The organism is Rhodanobacteraceae bacterium, from assembly GCA_024234055.1.
GTDB lineage: Bacteria > Pseudomonadota > Gammaproteobacteria > Xanthomonadales > SZUA-5 > JADKFD01.
In genome coordinates, this window is sequence record JACKOW010000004.1 from 17,768 (window position 1) to 41,284 (window position 23,517).

General features: G+C 63.5%; 18 protein-coding genes. 11 read left to right on the plus strand and 7 right to left on the minus strand.

Annotated features, from left to right (window positions below; all coding sequences use genetic code 11):
- Positions 1–47: 47 nt before the first annotated feature.
- Both H7A19_09415 and H7A19_09420 read left to right on the plus strand, forming a co-directional pair.
- Positions 48–1,376, plus strand: a complete 1,329-nt coding sequence (locus H7A19_09415; GenBank protein MCP5475039.1) for a SpoIIE family protein phosphatase — start codon at positions 48–50, stop codon at positions 1,374–1,376.
- Positions 1,376–1,861 carry an STAS domain-containing protein gene (locus tag H7A19_09420; GenBank protein MCP5475040.1) on the plus strand — a complete coding sequence of 162 codons (486 nt, stop codon included), beginning with the start codon at positions 1,376–1,378 and terminating at the stop codon, positions 1,859–1,861. The genes H7A19_09415 and H7A19_09420 overlap by 1 nt, the downstream gene beginning before the upstream one ends.
- A 384-nt stretch (positions 1,862–2,245) precedes the next feature.
- Here H7A19_09420 and H7A19_09425 read toward each other — a convergent pair whose 3' ends face one another.
- A complete protein-coding gene (locus tag H7A19_09425; protein MCP5475041.1) occupies positions 2,246–4,720 on the minus strand; it encodes an EAL domain-containing protein in 2,475 nt (824 codons plus the stop codon).
- Between the two features lie 143 nt (positions 4,721–4,863).
- Here H7A19_09425 and H7A19_09430 point away from each other — a divergent pair, with 143 nt between their 5' ends.
- Together H7A19_09430 and H7A19_09435 are read left to right on the plus strand one after the other, a co-directional pair.
- Positions 4,864–6,738 (plus strand): choice-of-anchor I family protein, encoded by a 1,875-nt coding sequence (locus H7A19_09430; protein MCP5475042.1) that lies wholly within the window; start codon positions 4,864–4,866, stop codon positions 6,736–6,738.
- Positions 6,739–7,047: 309 nt separating this feature from the next.
- Positions 7,048–8,169 (plus strand): alanine--glyoxylate aminotransferase family protein, encoded by a 1,122-nt coding sequence (locus H7A19_09435; protein ID MCP5475043.1) that lies wholly within the window; start codon positions 7,048–7,050, stop codon positions 8,167–8,169.
- Between the two features lie 718 nt (positions 8,170–8,887).
- Here the strand turns inward: H7A19_09435 and H7A19_09440 are convergent.
- A complete protein-coding gene (locus H7A19_09440) occupies positions 8,888–11,134 on the minus strand; it encodes a TonB-dependent receptor (protein MCP5475044.1) in 2,247 nt (748 codons plus the stop codon).
- 143 nt (positions 11,135–11,277) lie between these two features.
- On the opposite strand from H7A19_09440, the gene H7A19_09445 reads away from it, so the two are divergent.
- Positions 11,278–12,204: an NAD(P)-dependent oxidoreductase gene (locus H7A19_09445; protein MCP5475045.1), complete on the plus strand. Its 927-nt coding sequence runs from the start codon at positions 11,278–11,280 to the stop codon at positions 12,202–12,204.
- Between the two features lie 415 nt (positions 12,205–12,619).
- On the opposite strand, the gene H7A19_09450 is transcribed toward H7A19_09445, so the two are convergent.
- Entirely contained in the window at positions 12,620–12,844 is a 225-nt protein-coding gene (locus H7A19_09450) for a glutaredoxin family protein (protein MCP5475046.1), read from the minus strand.
- Between the two features lie 71 nt (positions 12,845–12,915).
- Here H7A19_09450 and H7A19_09455 point away from each other — a divergent pair, with 71 nt between their 5' ends.
- The 3 genes from H7A19_09455 (at position 12,916) to H7A19_09465 (ending at position 16,805) form a co-directional block, all read left to right on the plus strand.
- Positions 12,916–14,295 carry an L-serine ammonia-lyase gene (locus H7A19_09455; GenBank protein ID MCP5475047.1) on the plus strand — a complete coding sequence of 460 codons (1,380 nt, stop codon included), beginning with the start codon at positions 12,916–12,918 and terminating at the stop codon, positions 14,293–14,295.
- Positions 14,289–15,479 carry an SGNH/GDSL hydrolase family protein gene (locus H7A19_09460; GenBank protein MCP5475048.1) on the plus strand — a complete coding sequence of 397 codons (1,191 nt, stop codon included), beginning with the start codon at positions 14,289–14,291 and terminating at the stop codon, positions 15,477–15,479. Before H7A19_09455 ends, H7A19_09460 begins: the two co-directional genes overlap by 7 nt.
- Before the next feature lie 192 nt (positions 15,480–15,671).
- Positions 15,672–16,805: a M23 family metallopeptidase gene (locus H7A19_09465; GenBank protein MCP5475049.1), complete on the plus strand. Its 1,134-nt coding sequence runs from the start codon at positions 15,672–15,674 to the stop codon at positions 16,803–16,805.
- 343 nt (positions 16,806–17,148) lie between these two features.
- Here the strand turns inward: H7A19_09465 and ppsA are convergent, their stop codons facing one another.
- From ppsA to H7A19_09485, 4 genes are all read right to left on the minus strand, one after another.
- On the minus strand, positions 17,149–19,530 hold the full coding sequence (ppsA, locus tag H7A19_09470) for a phosphoenolpyruvate synthase (GenBank protein ID MCP5475050.1): 2,382 nt from the start codon (positions 19,528–19,530) through the stop codon (positions 17,149–17,151).
- Positions 19,531–19,645: 115 nt separating this feature from the next.
- Positions 19,646–20,065, minus strand: a complete 420-nt coding sequence (locus H7A19_09475; protein MCP5475051.1) for a type II toxin-antitoxin system VapC family toxin — start codon at positions 20,063–20,065, stop codon at positions 19,646–19,648.
- The gene (locus H7A19_09480) at positions 20,062–20,328 is read right to left on the minus strand and encodes a ribbon-helix-helix protein, CopG family (protein MCP5475052.1); all 267 of its coding nucleotides are present in this window, start codon (positions 20,326–20,328) and stop codon (positions 20,062–20,064) included. The genes H7A19_09475 and H7A19_09480 overlap by 4 nt, the downstream gene beginning before the upstream one ends.
- A gap of 91 nt (positions 20,329–20,419) precedes the next feature.
- Complete coding sequence (locus tag H7A19_09485) at positions 20,420–21,244, minus strand: kinase/pyrophosphorylase (protein MCP5475053.1); 825 nt, start codon at positions 21,242–21,244, stop codon at positions 20,420–20,422.
- A 199-nt stretch (positions 21,245–21,443) separates the two neighbouring features.
- Here H7A19_09485 and H7A19_09490 point away from each other — a divergent pair, with 199 nt between their 5' ends.
- The 3 genes from H7A19_09490 to H7A19_09500 all read left to right on the plus strand — a co-directional run bounded on the left by H7A19_09490 (position 21,444) and on the right by H7A19_09500 (position 23,487).
- Positions 21,444–22,292: a 23S rRNA (adenine(2030)-N(6))-methyltransferase RlmJ gene (locus tag H7A19_09490; GenBank protein ID MCP5475054.1), complete on the plus strand. Its 849-nt coding sequence runs from the start codon at positions 21,444–21,446 to the stop codon at positions 22,290–22,292.
- 69 nt (positions 22,293–22,361) lie between these two features.
- Complete coding sequence (locus tag H7A19_09495) at positions 22,362–22,733, plus strand: VOC family protein (protein MCP5475055.1); 372 nt, start codon at positions 22,362–22,364, stop codon at positions 22,731–22,733.
- A 76-nt stretch (positions 22,734–22,809) separates the two neighbouring features.
- Positions 22,810–23,487 carry a hypothetical protein gene (locus H7A19_09500; protein MCP5475056.1) on the plus strand — a complete coding sequence of 226 codons (678 nt, stop codon included), beginning with the start codon at positions 22,810–22,812 and terminating at the stop codon, positions 23,485–23,487.
- The last annotated feature ends 30 nt before the right edge of the window (positions 23,488–23,517 follow it).

Consider the following 23,517-nt stretch of genomic DNA (forward strand, 5'->3'; position numbering starts at 1 on the left):
ACGTATGATGACCCTCAGGCCCATGAGTGAATCGACGATTGCCGGCGATGAGCGCTACGCCACTGGACGAGGAAGAAACGCCGCTGCTATGGGCCGATGACGAAATCGGCGCGCCGGAGCAGTTCTGGCGTGTCCTGATTGTCGACGATGAGCCGGCGGTGCACGAGGTCAGCTCGCTGGTGCTGAACAGCCTGCGTTTCCGGGAACGCCGCCTCAGCTTCCTCAATGCCTACGATGGCGCCCAGGCGCGGCGCCTGCTGGCCGACTATCCGGATATCGCCGTCATTCTGCTCGATGTGGTCATGGAGACCGACGATGCCGGGCTGCAGCTGGTCCGGCATATCCGCGAGGAGCTGGGAAACGATCTGGTCAGGATCATCCTGCGTACCGGCCAGGCTGGATTGGCGCCCGAGCGTCTGGTCATCCTCGATTACGACATCAATGACTACAAGGAAAAGACCGACCTCACCGCGCAGAAGCTGTCGACCGCGGTGGTTGCCGCCCTGCGCGGCTATCTGGCATTGACCGAACTGGCCGATCTCAATCGGGCGCTCGAAGACAAGGTGGCCCAGCGTACCCAGGAACTGGTGCAGGCCAACGCAAGGCTGCAGCAATCGCTGAATGCGCTCGAACAGGGCGAGCGCGCCGGTCGCCAGGTTCAGTTCAAGCTGCTGCCCCAGCCTGAGTGGACGCATGCTGGATTCCACTTTTCGCACCTGCTGATGCCCTCGGAGTTCATGAGTGGCGATTTCGTCGACTATTTCGCCATTGACGATGACCGGGTCGGCTTCTACATCGCCGATGTCTCCGGACACGGCGTGGCCTCGGCCTTCGTCACCGTTTACCTGAAGCGCTTTATCGCCACGGCGCTCGACAACCAGCGCCACGCGCAAAGCAGCGCCATCGCCGATCCGGCGCTGCTGCTGGGTCAGCTCAACCACGAGTTGTTGCGAGACCGGATCGGCAAGCACATCGCCATCTTCTACGGCGTGATCGATACCCGACTTTCTACCCTGCACTACGCCAATGCCGGGGCGACGCCCTTTCCACTGCTCGCTGACGGCAGCGGCTGTCGCTATCTGCAAGCACGCAGTACGCCGGCTGGCATGCTGGCGGGATCTGCCTATTCCAACCAGACGCTGACACTCAGCTGTCCGATGCGCCTGCTGCTCTGTTCCGATGGCGTGCTCGAGATCCTCCCCGAGCATTCCACCGAGCAGCGTTGCGAGCGTCTGCGCGGGGTGCTGAATCCGCAGATTGAAAATCTTGAGCAGATCCGGGCGCAGCTGGGACTCAAGCCCGAAGATCCGCACCCGGACGATGTCGCCCTGCTGCTGATCCGCTGGGACGCCCGCAGCGGCGAATCTTCCGACTGATGGACGTCATCATCGCCGAAGCGCACAGCGCTGGAGTCCATTTTCTCAAGCTCGGTGGCGAGTTGCGCCATGACAACGCCGCGCCGCTGGAGCAGTTGATCGAAGGCTGGTTCTCAGCTGACGCTGTTGCCGTCGCATCGGTTGTCATCGACCTTAACGAGCTTCGGTTCATGGACAGTACCGTGATCGGCCTTCTGGCCTGCATCGTCCGCGAACTGGCCGAACGCGCCTTGCCCCCAGCCACGGTGTTCTCGACCCAGCCTGAAATCAACCAGTTGCTGCACAGCCTGTGCCTGGACGACGCCGTCACCCTGGTCGAAGCCGGCAGTGCACCGGGAAGCGCACTGTCTCTGGCGGCGGTCGGTGATCAAGCGGGACAGGTCTCGGCCGCCAGCATCCTGCGCGCCCATGAGCAGCTGATCGAGTTGAACGAGGCCAATCGCGCCGCCTTTCAGCCAGTCGTGGATCTGTTGCGGCAGGGGTGAGGCGTAGGTGCGACACCGTATGACGCTATCGGATCATGTCGTCGTGCGGAAACTGAAGGACTTCATCGAGGCACCCGGGGCCGGGGCCAAGGGATCTGCCTCGCGTCGCGTTCAGCACCTGCGTCGAGGCTGGGCACTTGCCCCCTGCCCCAAGAACGCGCGTGCGAACCGTCTCATGATGAGGCGGGACCTGGCGGTAGCCGCTCTCGCCAAACAGACCGTAACACATTGATTTTAGGTTCACATAATCGGGGCGAGGGGCGAGGGGCAGGAGACCCGCCCCGCCGCACGATCTGACCATGCAGCGAGCTTGGGCCCCTGCCCCCTGCCTCTCGCCCCAGTTTGTTGCGCGAACAAGCGCACCGCCAGGGGCGACCGGGACTCCTACGCCTCCTCCACGGCCTCGAAATCGATCTCGTCCAGCCGCGTCGGCTCTCCGAACAGATGACCCTGCACGTAATCGACTTTGGCGGCGCGCAGCCAGGTCAATGCCTTCGGTGAATCGACGCGCTCGGCGATGACCTTGAGCTTGAGGGTATGCGCCATCTGCGTCAGTGACAGCGCCATGGCGCGATCCACCTCGCTACCCTGCTTTTCGGCGACGAACTCGCCACTGACCTTGACCAGATCCACCGGCAGCCACTTGAGGTGTGACAAGGAGTTGTTGCCGGCACCGAAGTCGTCCAGTGCAAAGCGGCAACCCAGCTTCTTCAGCTGGGTGATGAAACGTCGCGCCGCGTGCAACTGGAAGATCTCGCCGGTTTCGGAGATCTCGAAGATGAAACGGTCCGGCCGCACCCGGTGGCTGGCGAAGGTGTTCTCGATGTGCACCAGCGCCTCTGCGTCCTGCAGGGTCTGATTGGAGAGATTGATCGAGAATCCGACCCGGGAATCGTCACTCAGACGTGTGGCCATGCGCACCGCGCGCGCCACCACCCAGAGATCGATCTTGGGCATCAGGTTGGCACGCTCGGCCAGGGGCACGAACACGCTGGGGCTGACCCACTGGCCATCGCGATTGACCATGCGAATCAGGATCTCGTAGATCTGCTCACCGGTGTTGACCCTCGGCGTGCCGGCCTTGCCGCCAGCAGGCAGGCATTCGATGGGAATGATCGGGTGCCCGAGCAGGATGATCCGGTCCTCGCCCATGGCTTCGCGGATGCGCTGCGCCCATCCCGCTTCGAGCTCGCGCGCGGCGCGCGAATCGCTCTCCACCACGAAGATCTGGGTCTGGTTCTGGCCACGTCGCTTGGCCTGGGCGCAGGCTTGCCGGGCATTTTCCAGCACATACTCGGCGGAGGGCGAATCCTTGCTGACGATGGCAACGCCGACCGACACCGTGATTCCCAACGCGCGTCCGGCATGGTCGGTGTAACGGGCTTCCCGCAGCATTTCGCGCAGGCTGTCCGCCAGCGTGTAGATGTGTTCCAGCTGCACATCTTCCAATCGCAGGGCGAACTGATCGTGTTCGAGTCGCGCCAGGCCATCGTGATCGCGCAGGCGCGCCTGCAAGCGCTGACCAATGTCGACCAGCAGTTGCTGACCGGCAATTTCACCCGCATTTTCAAGCACCTGAGTGTAGCGATCGACGTCAATGAAGAGCACCGCGCCGTAACCACCGGACTTGCGTCGCTCCACCGACTGCGCCAGCTCGGTCAGAAACTGGCGCCGGTTGGCCAAGCCGGTCAGTACATCATGATCGATTTCCCAACGCACCCGCTCCACGCTCTTGCGTTCGGAAATATCGCGAAACACCACCACTGAACCTTCGGTCTCGCCGGCCACCAGCATCGGCACCAGACTGCATTCCACTGGCAGCATGCGACCATCGGCCGTGGCAAATACCGTCTCCACACGCACCGAGACATCGGCGCGCTCCACCGCCAACCGCAACTGACCGCCATCCTTGCCGACCAGTTCGGACTCGTCATTGCAACCCAGCAAGCGGCAGGCAGTGGGGTTGGCAAAGGTCACCACACCAGCCTCGTCCAGGCCGTAGACACCGTCGCCCACCGAACGCAGGATGCCGTCCAGGCGCCGCCGCTCGCTGTCGGTATTGCGGCGATCGTAGACCGAGCGCGCCAGTGCCTTGATGCGCGCCAGCGTCAGCGACACCACTTCGTTCTTGAACATGCACTCGACGGCGCCGGCATCCAGGCATTTCTGGATCAGTTCATCGCCATAGGTGGCGGTGATCATGGCCACCAGCGCGCCCTCGGTGGCCGGATCTGCGCGCAATTTGCGCACCAGCTCGTCGCCGGTGCCATCGGGCAGGTAATAGTCGACCACAATCAGATCGTAGCGTCCGGCGCGGGCTCGCGCGAAACCCTCGGCAATGCTCTCGGCCAGATCTACCTGCATGCCCTGCTGGGTCAGCAACTGGTGGTAGGTCCGGCGCACGCTGACCGAGTCATCGACCAGCAGCAGACGCATCGGACTTTGCGGCGTCACCCGTTCGGGAGGCGTGCTGAACAGCAGATTCGGCGACAGTTCGCTGATCGCACCCGGCACCTGCCAGAACTGCGACCACAGCAGGCGCATGGAACCGCCGCGGCGCTCCAGCCAGGAATCGAGCCTGGGCAGGGGCGCATGACTGAGGATCAGCAAGGGCAATACGCTGCCCGGCAACTCACGCACGATCTTCAGCAGCGCCTGACATTCGGCCGGTTCGCGCTCGGGTATGCCGATGACCAGCAAGGCCGGCAGCCTTGAAGCCACCACGCGCTGGCGCATCTCGTCGACGGCATCCCCGAAGCGCTCGAAATGGCAGGCGATACCCACGCCCGCCGATTCCAGCGTGCGCTCGAGCAAATTGCATAACGTCGCCGAGCGTTCGACGACCAGGATCTCAGGCATGAGGAGGCAACAAGAAGCGCATTCAGGAAGGCGCAATGTTGCAACAGTACGAACGGAATGAACAGGCCGACCAACGGCGCTGAAACGACTTTGTCACACCGCTCGGGAATGCTCCGCGGTCTTCGTCAAGACTGGAATCTTCCATGCGCAGCCTCTGTTTCGCCATTGCCGCCAGCCTGACTTTGCCCGGCATCGCCCTGGCTCAGTCCACCACCCTCAACCGGATCGGTGGCTACAACTCAGGCCTGGGGGAGGGATCCATCGAAATCTCCGCCTACGATCCAGCCAGCCGCCGCGTCGCCAGCGTCAACGGCGCCGATTCCAGCTTCGATCTGATCGATCTGTCCAATCCGAGCGCGCCGGCACTGCTCCAGCGCGTCAGCACGGCAGCGCTGGGCAGCCCCAACAGTGTCGCCATCAGCAACGGTGTGCTGGCCGTCGCCCTTCAGGACGCCAACCCTCAGAACAACGGCCGCGTGGCGTTCTATTCGACCAGCGGGACCCTGCTCGGCAGCGTGGCGGTCGGCGCGCTGCCCGACATGGTGACCTTCACGCCGGATGGCCGGTACGTGCTGGCGGCCAACGAGGGCGAGCCGGACACCGACTACAACGTCGACCCGGAAGGCAGCGTCTCGATCATCGACATCAGCGCCGGCATCGCTGCGGCAACCGTACGCCAGGTGCGCTTCAATGATTTCAACGCAGGCGGTCCGCGCAACGCGGAACTCCCGGCCGCAGTTCGAATCTTCAGCCCGGGTGCCACCGTGGCGCAGGATCTGGAGCCGGAGTACATCAGCGTCACCCCGGACAGTCGCACGGCCTTTGTCGGATTGCAGGAAAACAACGCCCTGGCGGTCATCGACATTCCGACCGGCACCGTCAGCCGCATTCTGGCCCTGGGATTCAAGAATCACAGCCTGCCCGGTCACGGCCTTGATCCGACCGATCGTGACTTGCCGGGGAACCAGCCGGCCATCTCGATCCGCAACATGCCGGTGTACGGCATGTACCAACCAGACGGTATCGCCGTGACCACCGACAGCAATGGCCAACCGGTGGTACTCACGGCCAATGAGGGCGATTCCCGCGACTACGATGCGTTTTCCGAAGAAGTTCGAGCGGGATCGGGCAGTTATGTGCTGGATCCGAGCATTTTCCCGGATGCCGCAACGCTCAAGCAGAACGCCAATCTCGGCCGATTGACCGTCACCAGAACACTGGGCGACCTCGACAATGACGGCGATTTCGACGCTATCTATGCCTTCGGCGGCCGCTCGATGTCGGCTTTCGACGGCATCAGCGGCGCTCTGCTGTTCGACAGCGGTGACAGCTTCGAGCAGACCATTGCCGCACAGGTGCCAACGCTGTTCAATTCCGAAGGGACAACGGCCAGCTTCGATGGCCGCAGCGACAACAAGGGTCCGGAGCCCGAGGGCATCGTCATCGGTGATGTCGGTGGTCGCAAATACGCCTTCGTCGGCCTGGAACGCATTGGTGGCGCCTTTGTCTACGATGTCACCAACCCGCGAGCGCCCGTGCAACTGGGCTACAGCAGCGCCCAGGGCGACGATGTCTCACCCGAAGGCGTGGCCTATATCAGCCCGGCACAAAGCCCCAACCAGCGTGCCCTGCTGCTGATGTCGCACGAGGTCAGCGGTACGCTGGGGGTCTATCAGGTCGATACCTGCACTGTCTCCAGCATCAACCTGTTCGCCCCCGACCAGATCCAGATCAGCGGCTACTGCCCGACCGGCCTCGATCTCTATTGCGTCCGCCAAGGTACGCCGCTGCAGGTCGCCACCGGCATCAGCGTCAACACCCAGGCGACGGTGACCGTGCCGCTGCAGTTTGGCGACCACTGCTATGCCTCGCAGCCGGGACAGAATGTGGCGATCAATGGTATCGAGGCGACACTCGATCGAGTGCCGATTCCGGCCACCCATCCGCTGGGCAGCCTGCTGCTGGCGCTGGCTTCGATGCTGCTGGGCGCGCTGACGCTGCGGCGGCAGCTGCGCTGATCAGCAGAGCAGGCGCCATCGCCAGGCTCGTGGCTCGACACTGCGCACGGGCCATGTACCTGGTAGCGGGCGCAAAGCGGCTTTGAGGAGGGCCGCGCGCCTGCGCGGCCGCTCTTGATCTTCTGGCACCCGCAAAGCGGCGCCGCAGCGCGGCGCGCTCCACAGCTGCCACCCCCACACACCAAGCACTCTTGCAGGTCCCGAAAGCCTCCTTTGACGCTCGCACTGGAGTCCAGACTCCAATCGCACGCTTTGCTGCTTTGCTCGGGCGCGATAGGCTCAGGGATTGCCGCTTGAACGGATCACGCCATGCCGAGTTTCATGCCCCCTGAGCGTTTGCTGTTGGGCCCGGGCCCGTCGAATGTGTCATCCCGCATCCTGCAGGCGCTGGCGCGCCCGACCATCGGCCATCTGGACCCGCAGTTCGTGGGCATGATGGACGAGCTCAAAGCCTTGCTGCGCTACGCCTTCATGACCGACAACCCACTGACGGTGCCAGTATCGGCGCCGGGTTCGGCCGGCATGGAGACCTGCTTCGTCAACCTGATCGAGCCGGGTGACACCGTGATCGTCTGCCAGAACGGCGTGTTCGGCGGACGCATGAAGGAAAACGTGCTGCGCATCGGTGCCACGCCGGTGATGGTGCAGGACGATTTCGGCAAGGCCATCGACCTCGACAAGGTCGCCGACGCACTCAAGGCCAATCCCGGGGCGAAGGCCCTGGCCTTCGTGCACGCGGAAACCTCCACCGGCGTCGAATCCGATGCCGAGGCCCTGTGCAAACTGGCGCATGAGCACAACGCGCTGGCCATCGTCGATGCCGTGACCAGCCTCGGCGGCATACCCCTGCGAGTGGATGCCTGGGGCGTGGATGCCATCTACTCCGGATCGCAGAAATGCCTGTCGGCACCACCGGGATTGTCGCCGGTGAGCTTTGGCGAACGCGCGGTCGCCGCGCTGAAGGCCCGCAAGACCCCGGTGCAGAGCTGGTTTCTGGATCTCAGCCTGGTCATGGCCTACTGGCAGGGCGAAGGCGCGCGCAGCTATCACCACACAGCCCCGATCAACATGCTCTACGGCCTGCACGAATCGCTGGTGATACTGCAGGAAGAAGGCCTGGAAGCGGCCTGGGCCCGGCATCGGACCAATCACGAACGCCTGCGCGATGGTCTGCAGCGCATGGGACTGGAACTGCTGGTCGACGAACGCCATCGCCTGCCGCAGCTCAACACCGTCTGCATCCCGGACGGGGTCGAGGATCTGGCGGTGCGGCGGCAATTGCTGAACCAGTACAACATCGAGATCGGCGCGGGTTTGGGATCGTTGGCCGGCAAGATCTGGCGCATCGGCCTGATGGGCGCCAGCAGCCATCCCGACAGCGTCGACCGCGTGCTGGCGGCCTTGTCCGAAGTGTTGAACCGACCGCTGTAGGAGCGACCTCGCGTCGCGACCGGCAAATCGGATCGCGATCTCGATCGCGGATGAATCCGCTCCCACGGTAGGAGCGACCTCGCGTCGCGACCGCGGCGTCCGTCGCGATGCCAATCGTGGATGAATCCGCTCCCACGGTAGGAGCGACCTCGCGTCGCGACCGCGTCGTCCGTCGCGATGCCAATCGTGGATGAATCCGCTCCCACGGTAGGAGCGACCTTGCGTCGCGACCGCGGCGTCCGTCGCGATGCCAATCGCGGATGAATCCGCTCCCACGGTAGGAGCGACCTTGCGTCGCGACCGCGTGGCCAAGATCGTGCCATGAGGCAAATTGAGGTCAAAAAGCAGATCGCAGAGAGCGCAGAGAATCAGCAGAGAGAACGCAGAGAAGCGCAGAGCGTCGAAGTCGGCCAGTCATCAGACAGGCTCTACTCCGTGTGCTCTCTGCTCGTTCTCCGTGTTCTCTGCGTCCGGCTCTTTCACTCAAGCCGCCTCAGTGCTGGATTTTCACGTCGCCGGTCGCGCCACCAGGGCGCTCCTACGAAAGCCGGTCGCGCCACGAGGGCGCTCCTACGAGAGCCGGTCGCGCCACGAGGGCGCTCCTGCGAGAGCCGGTCGCGCCACCAGGGCGCTTCCTACGGCCGGTCGCGCCACAGGGGCGCTCCTGCGAGAGCCGGCGCGCCACGAGGGCGCTCGTTTTGGCCCGGATTGAAACTGGCTAGAACGCGGCCTTGAACTCGACGCCCCAGATGCGCGGCTCGTTGAGGAAGCCGGTCAGGTTGTTGAAGTCGATGCCGCCAACGATGATCTCCTCGCCCAGGATGTTGCGGCCGAACGCGGCGACCTCGTACTTGTCGTAGTTCCAGGTGTAGCCCACCCGCAAGCCGCCTTCCAGCAGGGACTTGCCGCGAAACTCGCTGGCCTCGTACAGGAAGAAGTTGACCTCGCTGCGATAGGCCCAGTCGGTGTAAACGTAGAACTCGCCGGCGCCCATCGGCACGCCGTACCGGGCCGTGAAATTGCTGATCCACTTCGGCGCATTGGGAAGCGGGTTGCCATCGATCAGCACGGTGCCTTCGACCGGACCGGCCGGATCCAGCACCTCACAGCCGCCGCCACAGGGCGCAATCGCCAGGTTGCGGTCCTGAATTTCGGTGTCGTTGTAGCTGGCACCCACGGTCACCAGCAGCGAGTCGGTCAGATAGGCTTCCAGATCCAGCTCGAAACCCTGGCCGACCGACTTGTCGGCGTTGACCAGCGTGTTGAAGTTCTGCTGGCCACCGACCGCCGTCAGCTGCTGGTTGTCGACCTGGTAGTGGAAGACCGAAAAGCCGATGCGAGCCCGGTTGTCCATCAGATCGGTCTTGATGCCGGCCTCGAAGGACAGCACGTCTTCGGAGTCGGCGACCGACACCACATCACCGAACAACACCCGACCCTGAATGGACGGCGCCCGGAATCCACGGGCAACCCGTGCGTACAGATTGGACTGTTCATTCATGCGGTAAACCGCAGACAGATCCCAGCTGACGTCGCTGTCACTGGTCCGAACGCGCACCGGCGGCAAGGGACCCACACCCAGGAAAGCCAGCGGCGATTCGAAGCGTTCGGCAACGAAGTTCTTCTTGTCCTTGGTGTAGCGCACACCGGCGCGCAGCACCAGCTGATCGCTGACCTCGTATTCGCCGGATCCAAACAAGGCCCAGGCTTCATTCTTCTGGCGCTGCCGGGCTGATCCGTTCTCGACATTGCCGGCCAGCGAGTCGTAGCTGAAGCTGTCGATGGTGATGTCTTCGTCGAACCAGAAGACGCCGGTCTGCCAGTCAAATGCGCCCCAGTCGTTCGACACCAGCCGGAATTCCTGGGTGATCTGCGAGTGATCCGGCAGACCATCGGCGGATTCCGAGCTGAAGGGAATGACGCCAGGGCCGCTCGGCGGCGCAAAGACGGCGCTGAAGCCGCCATCAATGTCGCCGCGACTGTAGGCCTGCGCGTCTTCAAAGCCGGTCACCGAGTGCAGCGTCACCGAGCCGAGATCGAAGCTCAGGCGGGCGCTGCCACCATGGGTATCGATGTCCTGCCGGTTGATACCATCCTGGGAAACCTCATAGCGGTCGAAGCCCGGCACCAGGCTGTTTGCACCGGGGCGGATGATGTTGGCGCGGAAGAGTCGTGCAGAACCGCTCAGGCTGCGGCCATGGACATTGAACAAGGCCCGGCTCGATTCACCCTCGTACAGCGCCTGAATCCGGACAGCGCCATCCTCATAGCCCTCGAAGCTGCTGGTCGGCCCCGGCGCGTAGGTGTTGTCGACGTAGTCATCGCGGGTCTGAAAAAGCCCGGAGACACGCATCGACACCGTGGGGCTGAGCGCCCCGCCGATCGCACCCTCGATATTGCCCGAACCGAAGCGTCCGGCACCGATCTGGATATAGCCTTCGCTGGTCTGGCTGGGCTGACGCGATTCGAACTTGACCACGCCGGCAGGCGTATTTCGGCCAAAGAGCGTACCCTGCGGGCCGCGCAGCATTTCCACGCGATCCAGATCAAACACCGGGAAACCCTTCAGAATCGGGTTCTCCTGCACGATTTCGTCATACACCACCGACACCGGCTGCGAGGCATTGAGATCAAAATCGGTATTGCCAAAGCCACGGATGTAAAAGCGCGGGAAGGTGCGGCCGAAAGACGATTCGATGATCAGGCTGGGCAAGCGGCCGGACAGAAAGCGCACGTCCTCGCCACCGGAGCGGATCACGTCGAGTTTCTGGTCAGCCACCGTCGTGATCGAAATCGGGACATCCTTCACGTCTTCGACCTTGCGCTGGGCGGTCACCGTGACCGCTTCCAGGGTGGCCACATCATCTTCAGCCTGCTCTTGCGCCAGCGCCGGCGCAGACCCCAGAGCAAACAGGATTGCCAGACTCAGCGGGCGCAGGCTGGGCGCATTGGACCGGTTGATCATGAGTTTCCCCGATATGACAGTGGCGAGTGGGTGGAGCGGACCATGGATGCCCGTTCGGGTTTTGATAACAACAGAAAATTCCACGCGCTGCCACCGCAACTCGCTGGTTGCAAACTCGACGCCGATGAGGGGCTAATGCCGGGATGAAATTGCTGCTCACCGGGTCTGCCGGTCGCATCGGTCAGGCCATTCGCGCCGCACTTGAGCCCAGTCATTCGCTGATTGGCTTGGACAGGCTTGTCGGCCTGCATACCGATTGCGTCGCGGACATCTCCGACCGCGCCGCTGTACGCAGGGCCCTCGTCGATGTCGACGCGATCATCCACTGCGCTGCCCTGCACGCACCTCACGTCGGTCTGATCGACGATGCCGAATTCCATCGGATCAATGTACTGGCCACGCGGCAGCTGGGCGAACTGGCCCTCGATGCTGGCGTGACACATCTGATCCATACCAGCACGACCGCGCTCTACGGCCACGCGTCGACACCCGACGATGCCGCTGCGTGGATCGACGAAGACACCGTGCCGCAAGCACGAACCATCTACCATCGCAGCAAGCTCGACGCCGAGGCCGAGCTGGCTCGTTTGTCCGGGCAATACGGGCTGCGGGTGACCGTATTGCGCATGTCCCGTTGCTTTCCGGAAGCGGCCAATCTCATGGCCTGCTATCGCTTGCACCGGGGCATCGATGCCCGCGACGTCGCCAGCGCCCATGCCTGCGCACTGGCGAGGCGTGGTGACCTGTACGCTCGCTATGTGATTTCCGGGGACACCCCTTTTGAATCCCACGATCGGGTCGACCTGAAGCACAACGCGGCGGCTGTACTGCACCGGCGGGCGCCACAACTGGTCGAGGCGTTTGCGCGACGCGGCTGGCCGCTGCCGACGACGATAGACCGTGTCTATTCACCTGCCAGAGCGATGCGCGATCTCGATTGGCGCCCGCGCTTTGGCCCCGAGGAAGTGCTGCGTCAGTACGACGCCGGATCGCCCGAGGTACTGGCTCCAGAGCAGGAGCGACCTTGCGTGGCGACCGACAGACCGGATCACGATCTCGATCGCGGATGAATCCGCTCCCACAGTAGGAGCGACCTTGCGTCGCGACCGACAGACCGGATCGCGATCTCGATCGCGGATGAATCCGCTCCCACAGTAGGAGCGACCTTGCGTCGCGACCGCGGCGTCCGTCGCGATGCCAATCGCGGATGAATCCGCTCCCACGGTAGGAGCGACCTTGCGTCGCGACCGCGTGGCCAAGATCGTGCCATGGGGCAAATTTAGGTCTAAAAGCAGATCGCAGAGAGCGCAGAGAATCAGCAGAGAGAACGCAGAGAAGAGCAGAGCGTCGAAGTCAGCCAGTCATCAGACAGGCTCTACTCCGTGTGCTCTCTGCTAGTTCTCCGTGTTCTCTGCGCCAGGCTCTTTCACTCAGCCCGCGTCAGTGCTGGATATTCGCGCCGCCAGTCGCGCCACGAAGGTGCTCCTACGACAGCAGCGCCTGCACGGCCTCGATGTCGAAGGGCCAATCGAGCGCTCGGCCGTCGCTGGATTCCACGACCGGGATGCGCAGTCCGTAGGCCGCCCCCAACTCGGGATCAGCGTCGATATCGATCATGGTGATGATCCGATCGAGCCCGGCCTCATGCAGCATCGCCAGCGCCTGATCGCACAGCTCGCAGTGTTCACGGTGATAAAACTGAAGGCGCATCGTCACTCCGTGTTCGCAGCGTGGATTCGCCAAGCATAATCCTCGGCCCCGGACACACACTGAACACCGCCATGGCTGTCAGCGTTTTCGACTTGTTCAAGATCGGCATCGGCCCGTCTTCCTCGCACACGGTGGGCCCGATGCGCGCCGCCTGCCGCTTTGCCGGGCGGCTGGAAGAGCGTGAAGTGCTGGATCGTTGCGTGCGCCTGCGCGGTGAGCTCTTTGGCTCCCTGGCCCACACCGGCCGTGGCCACGGCACCGACAAGGCCGTGCTGCTGGGCTTCGAGGGCTCCGAGCCCGACCAGTGTGATCCGGATCTGATTCCGCAGTCGCTGGAGCGCATCCGCGCCAGCAAACGCCTGAATCTGCTGGGCAAGCACGAGATCCGCTTCGACGAGAAGACGGATCTGGTGTTCAACAAGCGCCAGAAGTTGCCCTATCACTCGAACGGCATGCGCTTCACCGCCTATGACCAGCACGACGACGTGCTTTTCACCCGAGACTACTATTCGGTGGGCGGTGGCTTTGTGGTCAACCACGACGAAGCGGCAGCGGATCGGATCGTCCCCGATGCCACGCCCATGCCCTACCCTTTTGCCAGCGGCGATGAGTTGCTGGCGCGCTGCGCGGAATCCGGCCAGTCGATTGCGCAGCTGATGTTCCAGAACGAACTGGCCTGGCGCAGCGAGGCCGACATCCGCAGTGGCCTGCTGACCATCTGGCAAGCCATGCAAGACTGCGTTACGCGTGGGCTGCGCGAAGGCGGCGTGCTGCCGGGCGGGCTCAAGGTTGTGCGCCGTGCGCCGGCCATGCAGCGCGAGCTGACGGCTCGCCCCGAGGCCAATCTGCGTGACCCGCTGACCATCCTCGACTGGGTCAATCTGTATGCGCTGGCCGTCAACGAGGAAAACGCCGCCGGTGGTCGTGTGGTCACCGCGCCGACCAACGGTGCTGCCGGCATCGTGCCGGCCGTGCTGCATTACTACGCCCGCTTCTCTCCCGGCGCCAACGATGAGGGCGTATTGAACTTCCTGCTGACGGCCGGCGCCATCGGCATCCTCTACAAGGAAAACGCCTCGATCTCCGGTGCCGAGGTGGGCTGTCAGGGCGAGGTTGGCGTGGCCTGTTCGATGGCCGCTGGCGGCTTGACCGCAGCACTGGGCGGCAGCGTGCTGCAGGTCGAGAACGCCGCCGAGATCGGCATGGAACACAATCTGGGGCTGACTTGCGATCCCATCGGCGGCCTGGTGCAGATTCCCTGTATCGAACGCAATGCCATGGGCGCGGTCAAGGCCATCAATGCCTCGCGCATGGCCCTGCGCGGTGACGGCAAGCACCATGTGTCGCTCGACAAGGTGATCAAGACCATGCGCGACACCGGCCGCGACATGCAGGACAAGTACAAGGAAACCAGTCGCGGCGGCCTGGCTGTGAACGTCATCGAATGCTGAGACGTCTGCTCTCGCTGCTGGCCCAGGGCTGGATCATCCTCGGCATCACGGTACTGCTGCTGTTCGTCAGCGATCAGCTGTTGCGCCAGGTGTTGCCGGCGCCAGCCGGCGACGCGCCCGTGGATGCGGCCCTGCAGGCGCCACCGCGCGAACAGGCCGACGCGGTCGCGGCTGACGACTGGATCAGTCAGTACTGGCGCGAGCACGCCGCTTCCCGTTACACCGAATGGCACAGCTATGTGTACTGGCGCCGTCGCGCCTACGCCGGTGAGCTGATCACGGTCGACGCGAATGGCTTCCGTCGGACCCCGCACGTGCAACCCAGGTCCGAGCGCCGCATCTGGCTGTTTGGCGGTTCGACCGTGTGGGGCACCGGCAACCGCGACTCGGGCACGCTGGCGGCGCAACTGGAGCAGATCTACCTGGAACGCGCACCGGAACTCGGCGTGCGGGTCGACAATTTCGGCGAGTCCGGCTATGTCAGCCGCCAGAGTCTGACGGCCTTCCAGTCGGCGCTGAATTGCCCGGAAGAACCTGCCGATCTGGCGATCTTCCTCGACGGCGCCAACGACGTCTATGCGGCGCTGCAATCAGGCACCGCCGGCTTGCCCCAGAACGAGGACAATCGCCGCCGCGAATTCAACAGCTCCAGGCAGGCCGGGCAACTGCTGCGGGCCTGGCTGTTGCGGCTGGAAGGCATCCTGCGACTGGCGGGCGTGTCGACCGCCACGGTCAACGAATCGGAATTGCCGACGCTGGCGCAGGCTATCACCAAGCACTATTTCAGCCAGATGAAACAGGCGCAGGCGCTGGCCATTCGCTACAACGTGGAGCTGATCTACCTGTGGCAACCCACCGCCTTTGACCGAAGCCCGCCTCGGGGCGACGAGGCTGCCATCGTTGGCGCATCGTCAGCCCTGCATGTGCAGCTGCAGCGACTGAGCACGCGGCAGGTATCGACCCTGCACCAGAGAGCGCAGCTGTCGCCGATCCTGCCGCTGGCAGATCTGCCCGCGATTTTCGACGGCAGTAACGACCCGGTGTTCTTCGATTTCGTGCACCTGTCCGAGGCCGGTCAGCGCATTCTGGCGGAGCAGCTGTACCAACTCAGTGTCGAGAGATTGCGCCAACGCCCGCCGCGGCAATTGCCTCTGGCTCAGTGCCATGATCGTCCGCTAGGCTAGGATCGGGTTGTTGGTTGTTGGTTGCTGGTTGTTGGTGGCAGGCGCCAGTCGTCAGCAGCAAGCGCTGGCGTTTCGTCTGGAGAGTGTTGCGGCATGGGTGTGAGACGCCTGTCAGAAGTCGGCCGAGGGTGCTGCGCAGCGGCTCCCCGGCGCTCTACGCTGCCCTGGAGGGCGAAGAGCTGCGGCGCCGCTTTGCGGTGCCAGGAGATCAACAGCGGCCGCGCAGGCGCGCGGCCCTCCTCGTCACCAGCCTTTGGCCTGACGCTGCTGCTCGCCCTGGCGCTGCTGCTGACCGCCGGCAGCGCCTGGTCCAAACGCATCTATTCCTACAAGGATGAACAGGGCGTCTCGCATTTCAGCGATCGTCCACCGACCGACGCGACCGGCGAAGTCAGTGAGCAACTGATCAAGGTCGACCCAAAAAAAATGGTATTCCTCCGTGAGGACGGGCCCGACACCGACAAGCGTTTCTCGTTGTGGAACGGCTATGGCGGCCCGATCGAAGTCTTGATGCGATTCGCGGCGGCCACCAACGTCGTCAGCGAGCCAGCCCTGCCCGGATCTCGCGTCATTGCAGCGCAGCAGCATTCGCTCATCCTGCAGGTTCAGCCGATCGATGAAAGGCGTCCGTGGAACTACAGCTTGAGCTATCACTACGTCCCCGGAGATCCAGCGGCACAGCCGGACCCGAGTGCGGTTTACCGACTGCCCTTCGGCGCACGGCCTGAGTCCAACGCATTGCGCCTGCTGTTTCGCAGACCGCTGGCCATGTTGCGCAGTGATCGCCCAATTGGCGAGGTGTTTGAGCTGTTCTGGGCCCTGCGCGCCCTGCACCTGGCAGTGGCACCGCTGGTCGCGGAATCGCAATCCACTCCGCTGCATGTGGATCAGGGCTTCGGCGGCGAATACAGCCACAAGGACGCCCACAGCTTTCATGCCGTCGATATCGCGATGGATGAAGGCACGCCCATACGCGCGGCCCGCGCCGGGGTGGTCATGGCGGTGGAAAACGACTTCTACGGTGCCGGCACCGATCTGGCCAAGTTTGGCGACCGGGCGAACCATATCCGCATCCTGCACAGCGACGGCACCATGGCGGTGTACGCGCATCTGGCACTGGAAAGCGTGATCGTCGGCATCGGCGATCGAGTCCGCGCTGGCGAACTCATCGCCAAGAGCGGCAACACCGGTTTCTCCTCCGGCCCGCATCTGCATTTCGTGATCCAGCGCAACAGCGGAGGCACGCTGGTATCAGTGCCCTTTGCCTTCACCGTGAACGGCCAGCGCGTCGAACCCACCCAAGGCAAGATGCTCGGCGGTCAGTAGGGCGAAACTCGCTCGCAATAGCCGCACGCATGGAACCCCTGGATTACTTCCCCCGGATCAAGTCCGGGGTCGCAAAGACACCAGTCCATCACCCATGTGCCGAAGTAGGCCGGGTCCGCGCGCCCTGGCGCTTGGGCCTTGTGCAAAGACGGCAAGCGCGCGGCGCCCGGCGAACCAGGCCGCGGCCGCCGGCGCGAACCACCGACGACGCATGACCCGATCCGCCGCGCGCCGGAGCCGCGCTACTGCGGGAGGCACCGCAGCCGCGGCCGCAAGCGGCCTCTCTCAGCGCCGCTCCGAAGCGCTCGACGCACTCTTGACGCCAATACAATCTGCCCCGCTCTCAGCCCGCCTTCTCAGCCGCATGCTTGGCCAGCATCATCCAGGTTTCGATGACGGTATCGGGATTCAGCGACACGCTTTCGATGCCCTGATCGAGCAGCCACTCGGCCAGGTCCGGGTGGTCCGACGGGCCCTGGCCGCAGATGCCGATGTACTTGCCACGGGCCCGGGCCGCCTTGATCGCCATCGACAGCAGCGCCTTGACCGCATCGTTGCGCTCGTCGAACAGATGGGCAATGACCGCCGAATCGCGGTCCAGGCCCAGCGTCAACTGGGTGAGATCGTTCGAGCCGATCGAGAAGCCGTCGAACAGATCCAGGAACTGATCGGCCAGCAGCGCATTCGACGGCAGTTCGCACATCATGATCACCTTGAGGCCGTTCTCACCTCGCTTGAGGCCGAATTCGGCCAGCGTTTCGATGACCTTGCGGCCTTCGTCGACGGTGCGTACGAAGGGAATCATGGCCCAGGCATTGCTCAAACCCATCTGCTCGCGGACTTTCTTCAGTGCCCGGCATTCCAGTTCAAAACAGGGTTTGAAGCTGGGATCGATGTAGCGCGAGGCGCCGCGAAAACCCAGCATCGGGTTTTCCTCGTGCGGCTCGAAGGCCTCACCGCCCAGCAGATTGGCGTATTCATTGGATTTGAAATCCGACAGCCGCACGATCACCGGATTGGGTGAAAAGGCTGCGGCAATGGTGGCAATGCCTTCGGCGAGGCGATCGACGTAGTAGCTGACCGGATCGGCGTAGCCGGCTATGCGCTGGTCGATGCGTGCGCGCAGTTCCGGCGTCTGCTGGTCGTATTCGAGCAGCGCCCGCGGGTGCACGCCGATATGCGAAGCGATGACCATTTCCAGGCGGGCGAGGCCAACTCCGGCATTGGGCAGCATGGCGAAATCAAAGGCGCGCTCGGGGTTGGCCACATTCATCATCACCTTCAGCGGCGCCGGCGGCATGTCACCCAGGCGCGCCTCGTGACGGTCAAAGCGCAGCAGTCCCTCGTAGATGAATCCGGTATCGCCCTCGGCGCAGGACACAGTTACGTTCTGACCATCAGGCACCTGCCGGGTGGCATCACCGCAGCCGACGACAGCTGGCACACCGAGTTCGCGGGCGATGATGGCGGCGTGGCAGGTGCGGCCGCCGCGATTGGTGACGATCGCGCTGGCGCGCTTCATCACCGGCTCCCAATCGGGATCGGTCATGTCGGCGATCAGCACATCGCCGGGCTTGACGTGATCCATGTCGTCCAGCGACTTGACCACCCGCGCCGGGCCGGCGCCGATGCGCTGACCGATGGCGCGGCCTTCCGCCAGCACGGTGCCACGCTCCATCAGCTTGAACTTCTCCTGCACCTGCAGATGACCGCGGCTCTTCACTGTCTCTGGCCGCGCCTGCACAATGTAGAGCTTGCCGGTCAGGCCATCCTTGGCCCATTCCACGTCCATCGGGCGCTGGTAGTGCTTCTCGATGGTCATGGCCTGCCGCGCCAATTCATGCAAATCGGCGTCGTCGAGACTGAATCGCGTGCGCTCGGCGGCGGTGGTTTCGACGATGCGCACACGCTCGCCCGGCGCGTCGCTGTAGATCATCTTCTGTTCCTTGGAGCCGAGCCCGCGGCGCAGCACGGCGTGGTGACCACTGACCAGCGTCGGCTTGTAGACGTAGAACTCGTCCGGATTCACCGCGCCCTGCACCACCATCTCACCCAGGCCCCAGCTGCCGGTGATGAAGACCACATCCGGGAAGCCTGATTCGGTGTCCAGCGTGAACAGCACGCCCGAGGCACCGGCGTCCGAACGCACCATCTGCTGGATGCCGGCCGAGAGGTAGACGTCCTCGTGCTTGAAACCATGATGGACGCGATAGGCAATGGCGCGATCGTTGTAGAGCGAGGCAAACACCAGTTTGATGGTGGCCAGCACGTCCTCGATGCCACAGACATTCAGATAGGTTTCCTGCTGGCCGGCAAAGGAGGCGTCGGGAAGATCTTCGGCGGTGGCCGAGGACCGCACCGCCACCGCTGCGTTCTCGGTGCCGATCTTCTGGCACATCTCGGCATAACCGGTGCGCACCGCCTGTTCCAGTGCCTCTGGGAACACGCCGTCGGCCACCCAGCCGCGAATCTCCTTGCCGACCTTGGCCAGCTCGCTCACATCCTCGATATCCAGCGTCTGCAGGCGATCAAAAATGCGCTCGGACAAGCGGTTGGCCTGGATGAACTCGCGGAAGGCATCCGCCGTGGTCGCAAATCCGCCGGGCACGCTGACCCCGAGATGCGCCAGCTGGCTGATCATCTCGCCCAGGGATGCGTTCTTGCCGCCAACCTGGTGCAGATCGGCCATGCCCACGTGATCGAGCCAGAGGATTTGGGGATTCACTGGTGTCTCCTTGCAAGATGCCGAAGTGCCGAGAATCGATCCCCGGCGCGAATCAGGCGCTGAACAGAGGCCGCGGATAATGCTTGGCCAGGCTAGAGTGCGCCAGCGAAAAAGCTCATCCCGACCAGGGATTGATCAGTTCGATACCGCAGTTTTCGAAGTCTCGCGTGTTGCGCGTTGCCAAGGCGGCGCCATGTAGCTTGCAGATTGCCGCAATCTGGGCGTCTGCGAGACTGATTGGCCGCCCGAGGCGCTCCCTGACCAGGGTCAGATCCGCGAGCAGCACGGTGGCTGCGACGGTGTAGGGCAATACCCGGCCGGAAAAGTCCTCCTCGATGATGCCGTTGATGGCTCTTTTCAGCTGCTCCTGGCGCCGACCTGACGGCAGACGCTCCGCGCCATAGCGCAGTTCCGCAGCAGTCACCACCGTGATCATGCACTCGTTGATCACCAGTGAGGCAAACCATTGTTGAACGGTGACATCCGGTTTCTGCCGCATCAGCTCCGACAGCACATTGGTGTCGAGAACGATCACGCTTCGAAATCAGCCGGTTTGACGGCATCGGTGCGCTCCGGCACTTCCAGTCGAATATCTCCCATACCTTTGACGCGGGCGCGGATCGACCTCAGCAGTTCCTCACCGGTGGCTGCAGAACTGTCAGTCGCAGCTGCCAGCAGTCGGCGAACATGCTCCTCCATGGAGATCCCGCGTTCAGCCGCAGCGACGCGCAATCGTCGCTTGAGGTCTTCATCGATGTTACGCACCGTCAACACACCCATCGCTGCCTCCAATGACATCAATGCTGTCAATGACGTCATTATCTGACCAGGCAGCTCGCGCTGGCAAATGCTTCGTCTCCCGGTTGCCGCCGGAGGCCGAGGAGGATTCTCAATACAACTGCCGATTCATCCCCAGCGACTGCATGATCTTGCTGGCAATTTCCTCGATGCTCATGTGCGTGGAGTGCATCACCGGGATCGATTCGCGCTTGAAGAAGCGCTCGGACTCTTCCACTTCCCAGCGACACTGGTCGATCGATGCATAGCGACTGCCAGCGCGGCGCTGTTCGCGGATCTGGGCCAGACGATGCGGATCGATGGTCAGCCCATAGATGCGTTCACGATGCGGCCTGAGCTTGGGCGGCAACTCGCCGTTCTCCAGATCTTCCGGAAGCAAGGGGTAGTTGGCAGCCCGCACCCCGTAATGCAGCGCCATGTAGAGGCAGGTGGGCGTCTTGCCCGAGCGCGACACCCCCATCAAGATGACTTCGGCGTCGCTGAAATTGGATTGCACGCCGTCATCATGAGTCAGCGCGTAATTGGTGGCATTCATGCGCGCCTCGTACTCGGCCGAGTCGGCGCCGCCATGGGCCTTGCCTACCTTGGGCGTGCGCGGCACACCCAGTTCCTGCTCCATCGGCGGAATGAAGGGGGCAAACACGTCCAGCATCAGCGCTCCACTTTCAGCAATGAGCGAGGACAGATGCCCGTCGACCACGGTATTGATGACGACCGGACGATAGCCGGTATCGTCGCCGAAACGGCGGATCTCGGCGGCTGCGGCCCGGGCCCGAGCCTCGTTGTCCACGAAGGGCAGTCGCCGCGTCTGGAAGGGGATGCCGTCAAACTGCGTCAGCACGCTGTGTCCAATGGTTTCGGCGGTCACCCCGGTACCGTCGGAGACATAGAAGATGGCGCGTGCCTTGGTAATCATCCTCGTCCTGCAGCAGTTCCTTGATGTGCTTGATACTACGGCTCGCACCGGCATCGAAGTGTCACCAGTCGTTCCGAACCGCCATTCAGCCGGAGCCTTGCGGGCCCAACCCGCCCGGGGAGACCGTCGCTTCGATTGACGAGACTGCCGCAAACGCGTTCTATTGCAGCATCGAGCCCTTCGATCCACAGGCAAGCCCGTGAACTATCGCCATGCCTTTCATGCCGGAAACTTTGCCGATGTCCTCAAGCACGCGGTACTGGTGGGCTTGATCGAGGCGCTCAAGCACAAGAACACCCCCTTTTGCGTGATCGACACCCACGCCGGTCGGGCCCGCTACTCACTGAGCTCCGAAGAGGCGGAGAAGACCCGGGAATTCGCCAGTGGCATCACGCCGCTGCTGGGCTTGAGCCAGTTGCCGAGCTTGCTGCATGTGTATCTGAATCTGGTGCGATCCTTCAATGCAGGACATGCCACCGCCCTGCACACCTACCCGGGATCGCCCTTGATCGCAGCCTCATTGATGCGCGAGCACGACCGCCTGATCGCCTGCGAGTTGCAGCCGGACGAAGCCCGCCACCTGAAGCAGGAATTCGCCCGGGATGCGCGAGTGGCCTGCCATCATCGCGATGGCTATGAGGCGCTTCGGGCCCTGCTGCCGCCGAAGGAAAAGCGCGGGCTGGTACTCGTCGATCCGCCTTACGAGGCCCAATTGGGCGAGTTCGATTTCATCATCGAAGGGCTGAAGGACGCGCATCGGCGCTGGCCTGGTGGAACCTACGCGATCTGGTACCCGATCAAGCTTCGCCAGGACATCGAGATCTTCTATCGGCGCCTGGCCACGCTGCCCTTCGAGAACATCCTGCTGGCCGAGTTCTGCCTGCATCAGCCCAACAGCGCCCTGCGCCTGAACGGCTGCGGGATGGCACTGATCAATCCGCCGTACCGATTCGATCACACCCTGGCCGAGGTATTGCCGGCACTGGCCCGAGCGCTGGAGCAGAGTCGCTACGGCAGTCACGAGCTACGCTGGCTCAAGAAGAGCTGACGCCTGTCAGCGGCGCCTGGTCGCTGAAACCTCGAGCGCAAGGCTCAATCCACCACGGGAGCAAACACAATGAAACTCGGTGCATTCTCGATCAGCCTGGCGGTCAAGGACATCGCCGCATCCCGCGCTTTCTACGAGAAGCTGGGCTTCACGGTCTTCGGCGGCAATCAGGAACATCACTGGCTGATCCTGAAGAACGGCGATCACCTGATCGGATTGTTTCAGGGCATGTTCGAACGCAATGCGCTGACCTTCAATCCCGGCTGGGACCAGAATGCCCAGCCCCTGGACGAATTCACCGACGTACGCGAACTGCAACGCCTACTCAAGGCGCAGGGCGTGGCCCTGACCACCGAGGCTGACGAGAACGGCAGCGGCCCGGCCCACATTGCCATGCTCGATCCAGACGGCAACCCGGTGCTGATCGATCAGCACCGCTGAGCATGGCTGGCGCGACTGGGTCGGCGCTGCCGATCCGAGTTAAACTGTGCGCGTTTCCGGCCGATCACGCTGAGCCATGAGCGAACCGAGCTTTCAGATCGTCTTCCGCGGCAAGATCCTGAGCGGCTTTACCCGCGAACAGGTCCGCAGCAATCTGGCGCAGTTGTTCAAGTCTGCTCCGGAGCGCATGGATGCACTGCTCGACGCACCCAAGACGGTGCTCAAGACCGGGCTCAGCCGGGATGCAGCGGGTCGCTATCAGGAGGTGTTGCGCCAGGCTGGCATCATGGTGGCGGTGGTCAGCGATGCGCCCATCGCCCCCGTGATTCCGGTGGCAGCCACCCCAGCGCCGACCCGTGAGTCGCCGCCTCAGCCATCAACCGCGGCGGCAGGTGCAGAACCGGTCCGGACCGACACGGTGACGGCTGTGACCGAATCTGCCGACGCGCTGAGTCTGGCGCCGCCCGGTGCCACGATCCTGCCGCCGCCTGTACGCAAGACCGCCGAGATCGACACCTCCGCGCTCAGCCTGGCCCAGCCCGGCGTCACCCTGATCGACAGGACCCCGGTTCCGGAGCCCACCTTCGATCTCTCAGGCATCAGCCTGGCCAACGACGACGGCCCGATAGACCGAAGCCCCAAGGCTGCCGCTGCAGCCATCGATGTGTCCGCGCTGAGCCTGACCGAGCAGCCGCCCGAGCCCGAAAAGGAACCGAGCGCGCTGCAGAAGTTGCTATCTGCTTCTATTGATTGATGCGGCGACAGGATGGCGGATGAATCCGCT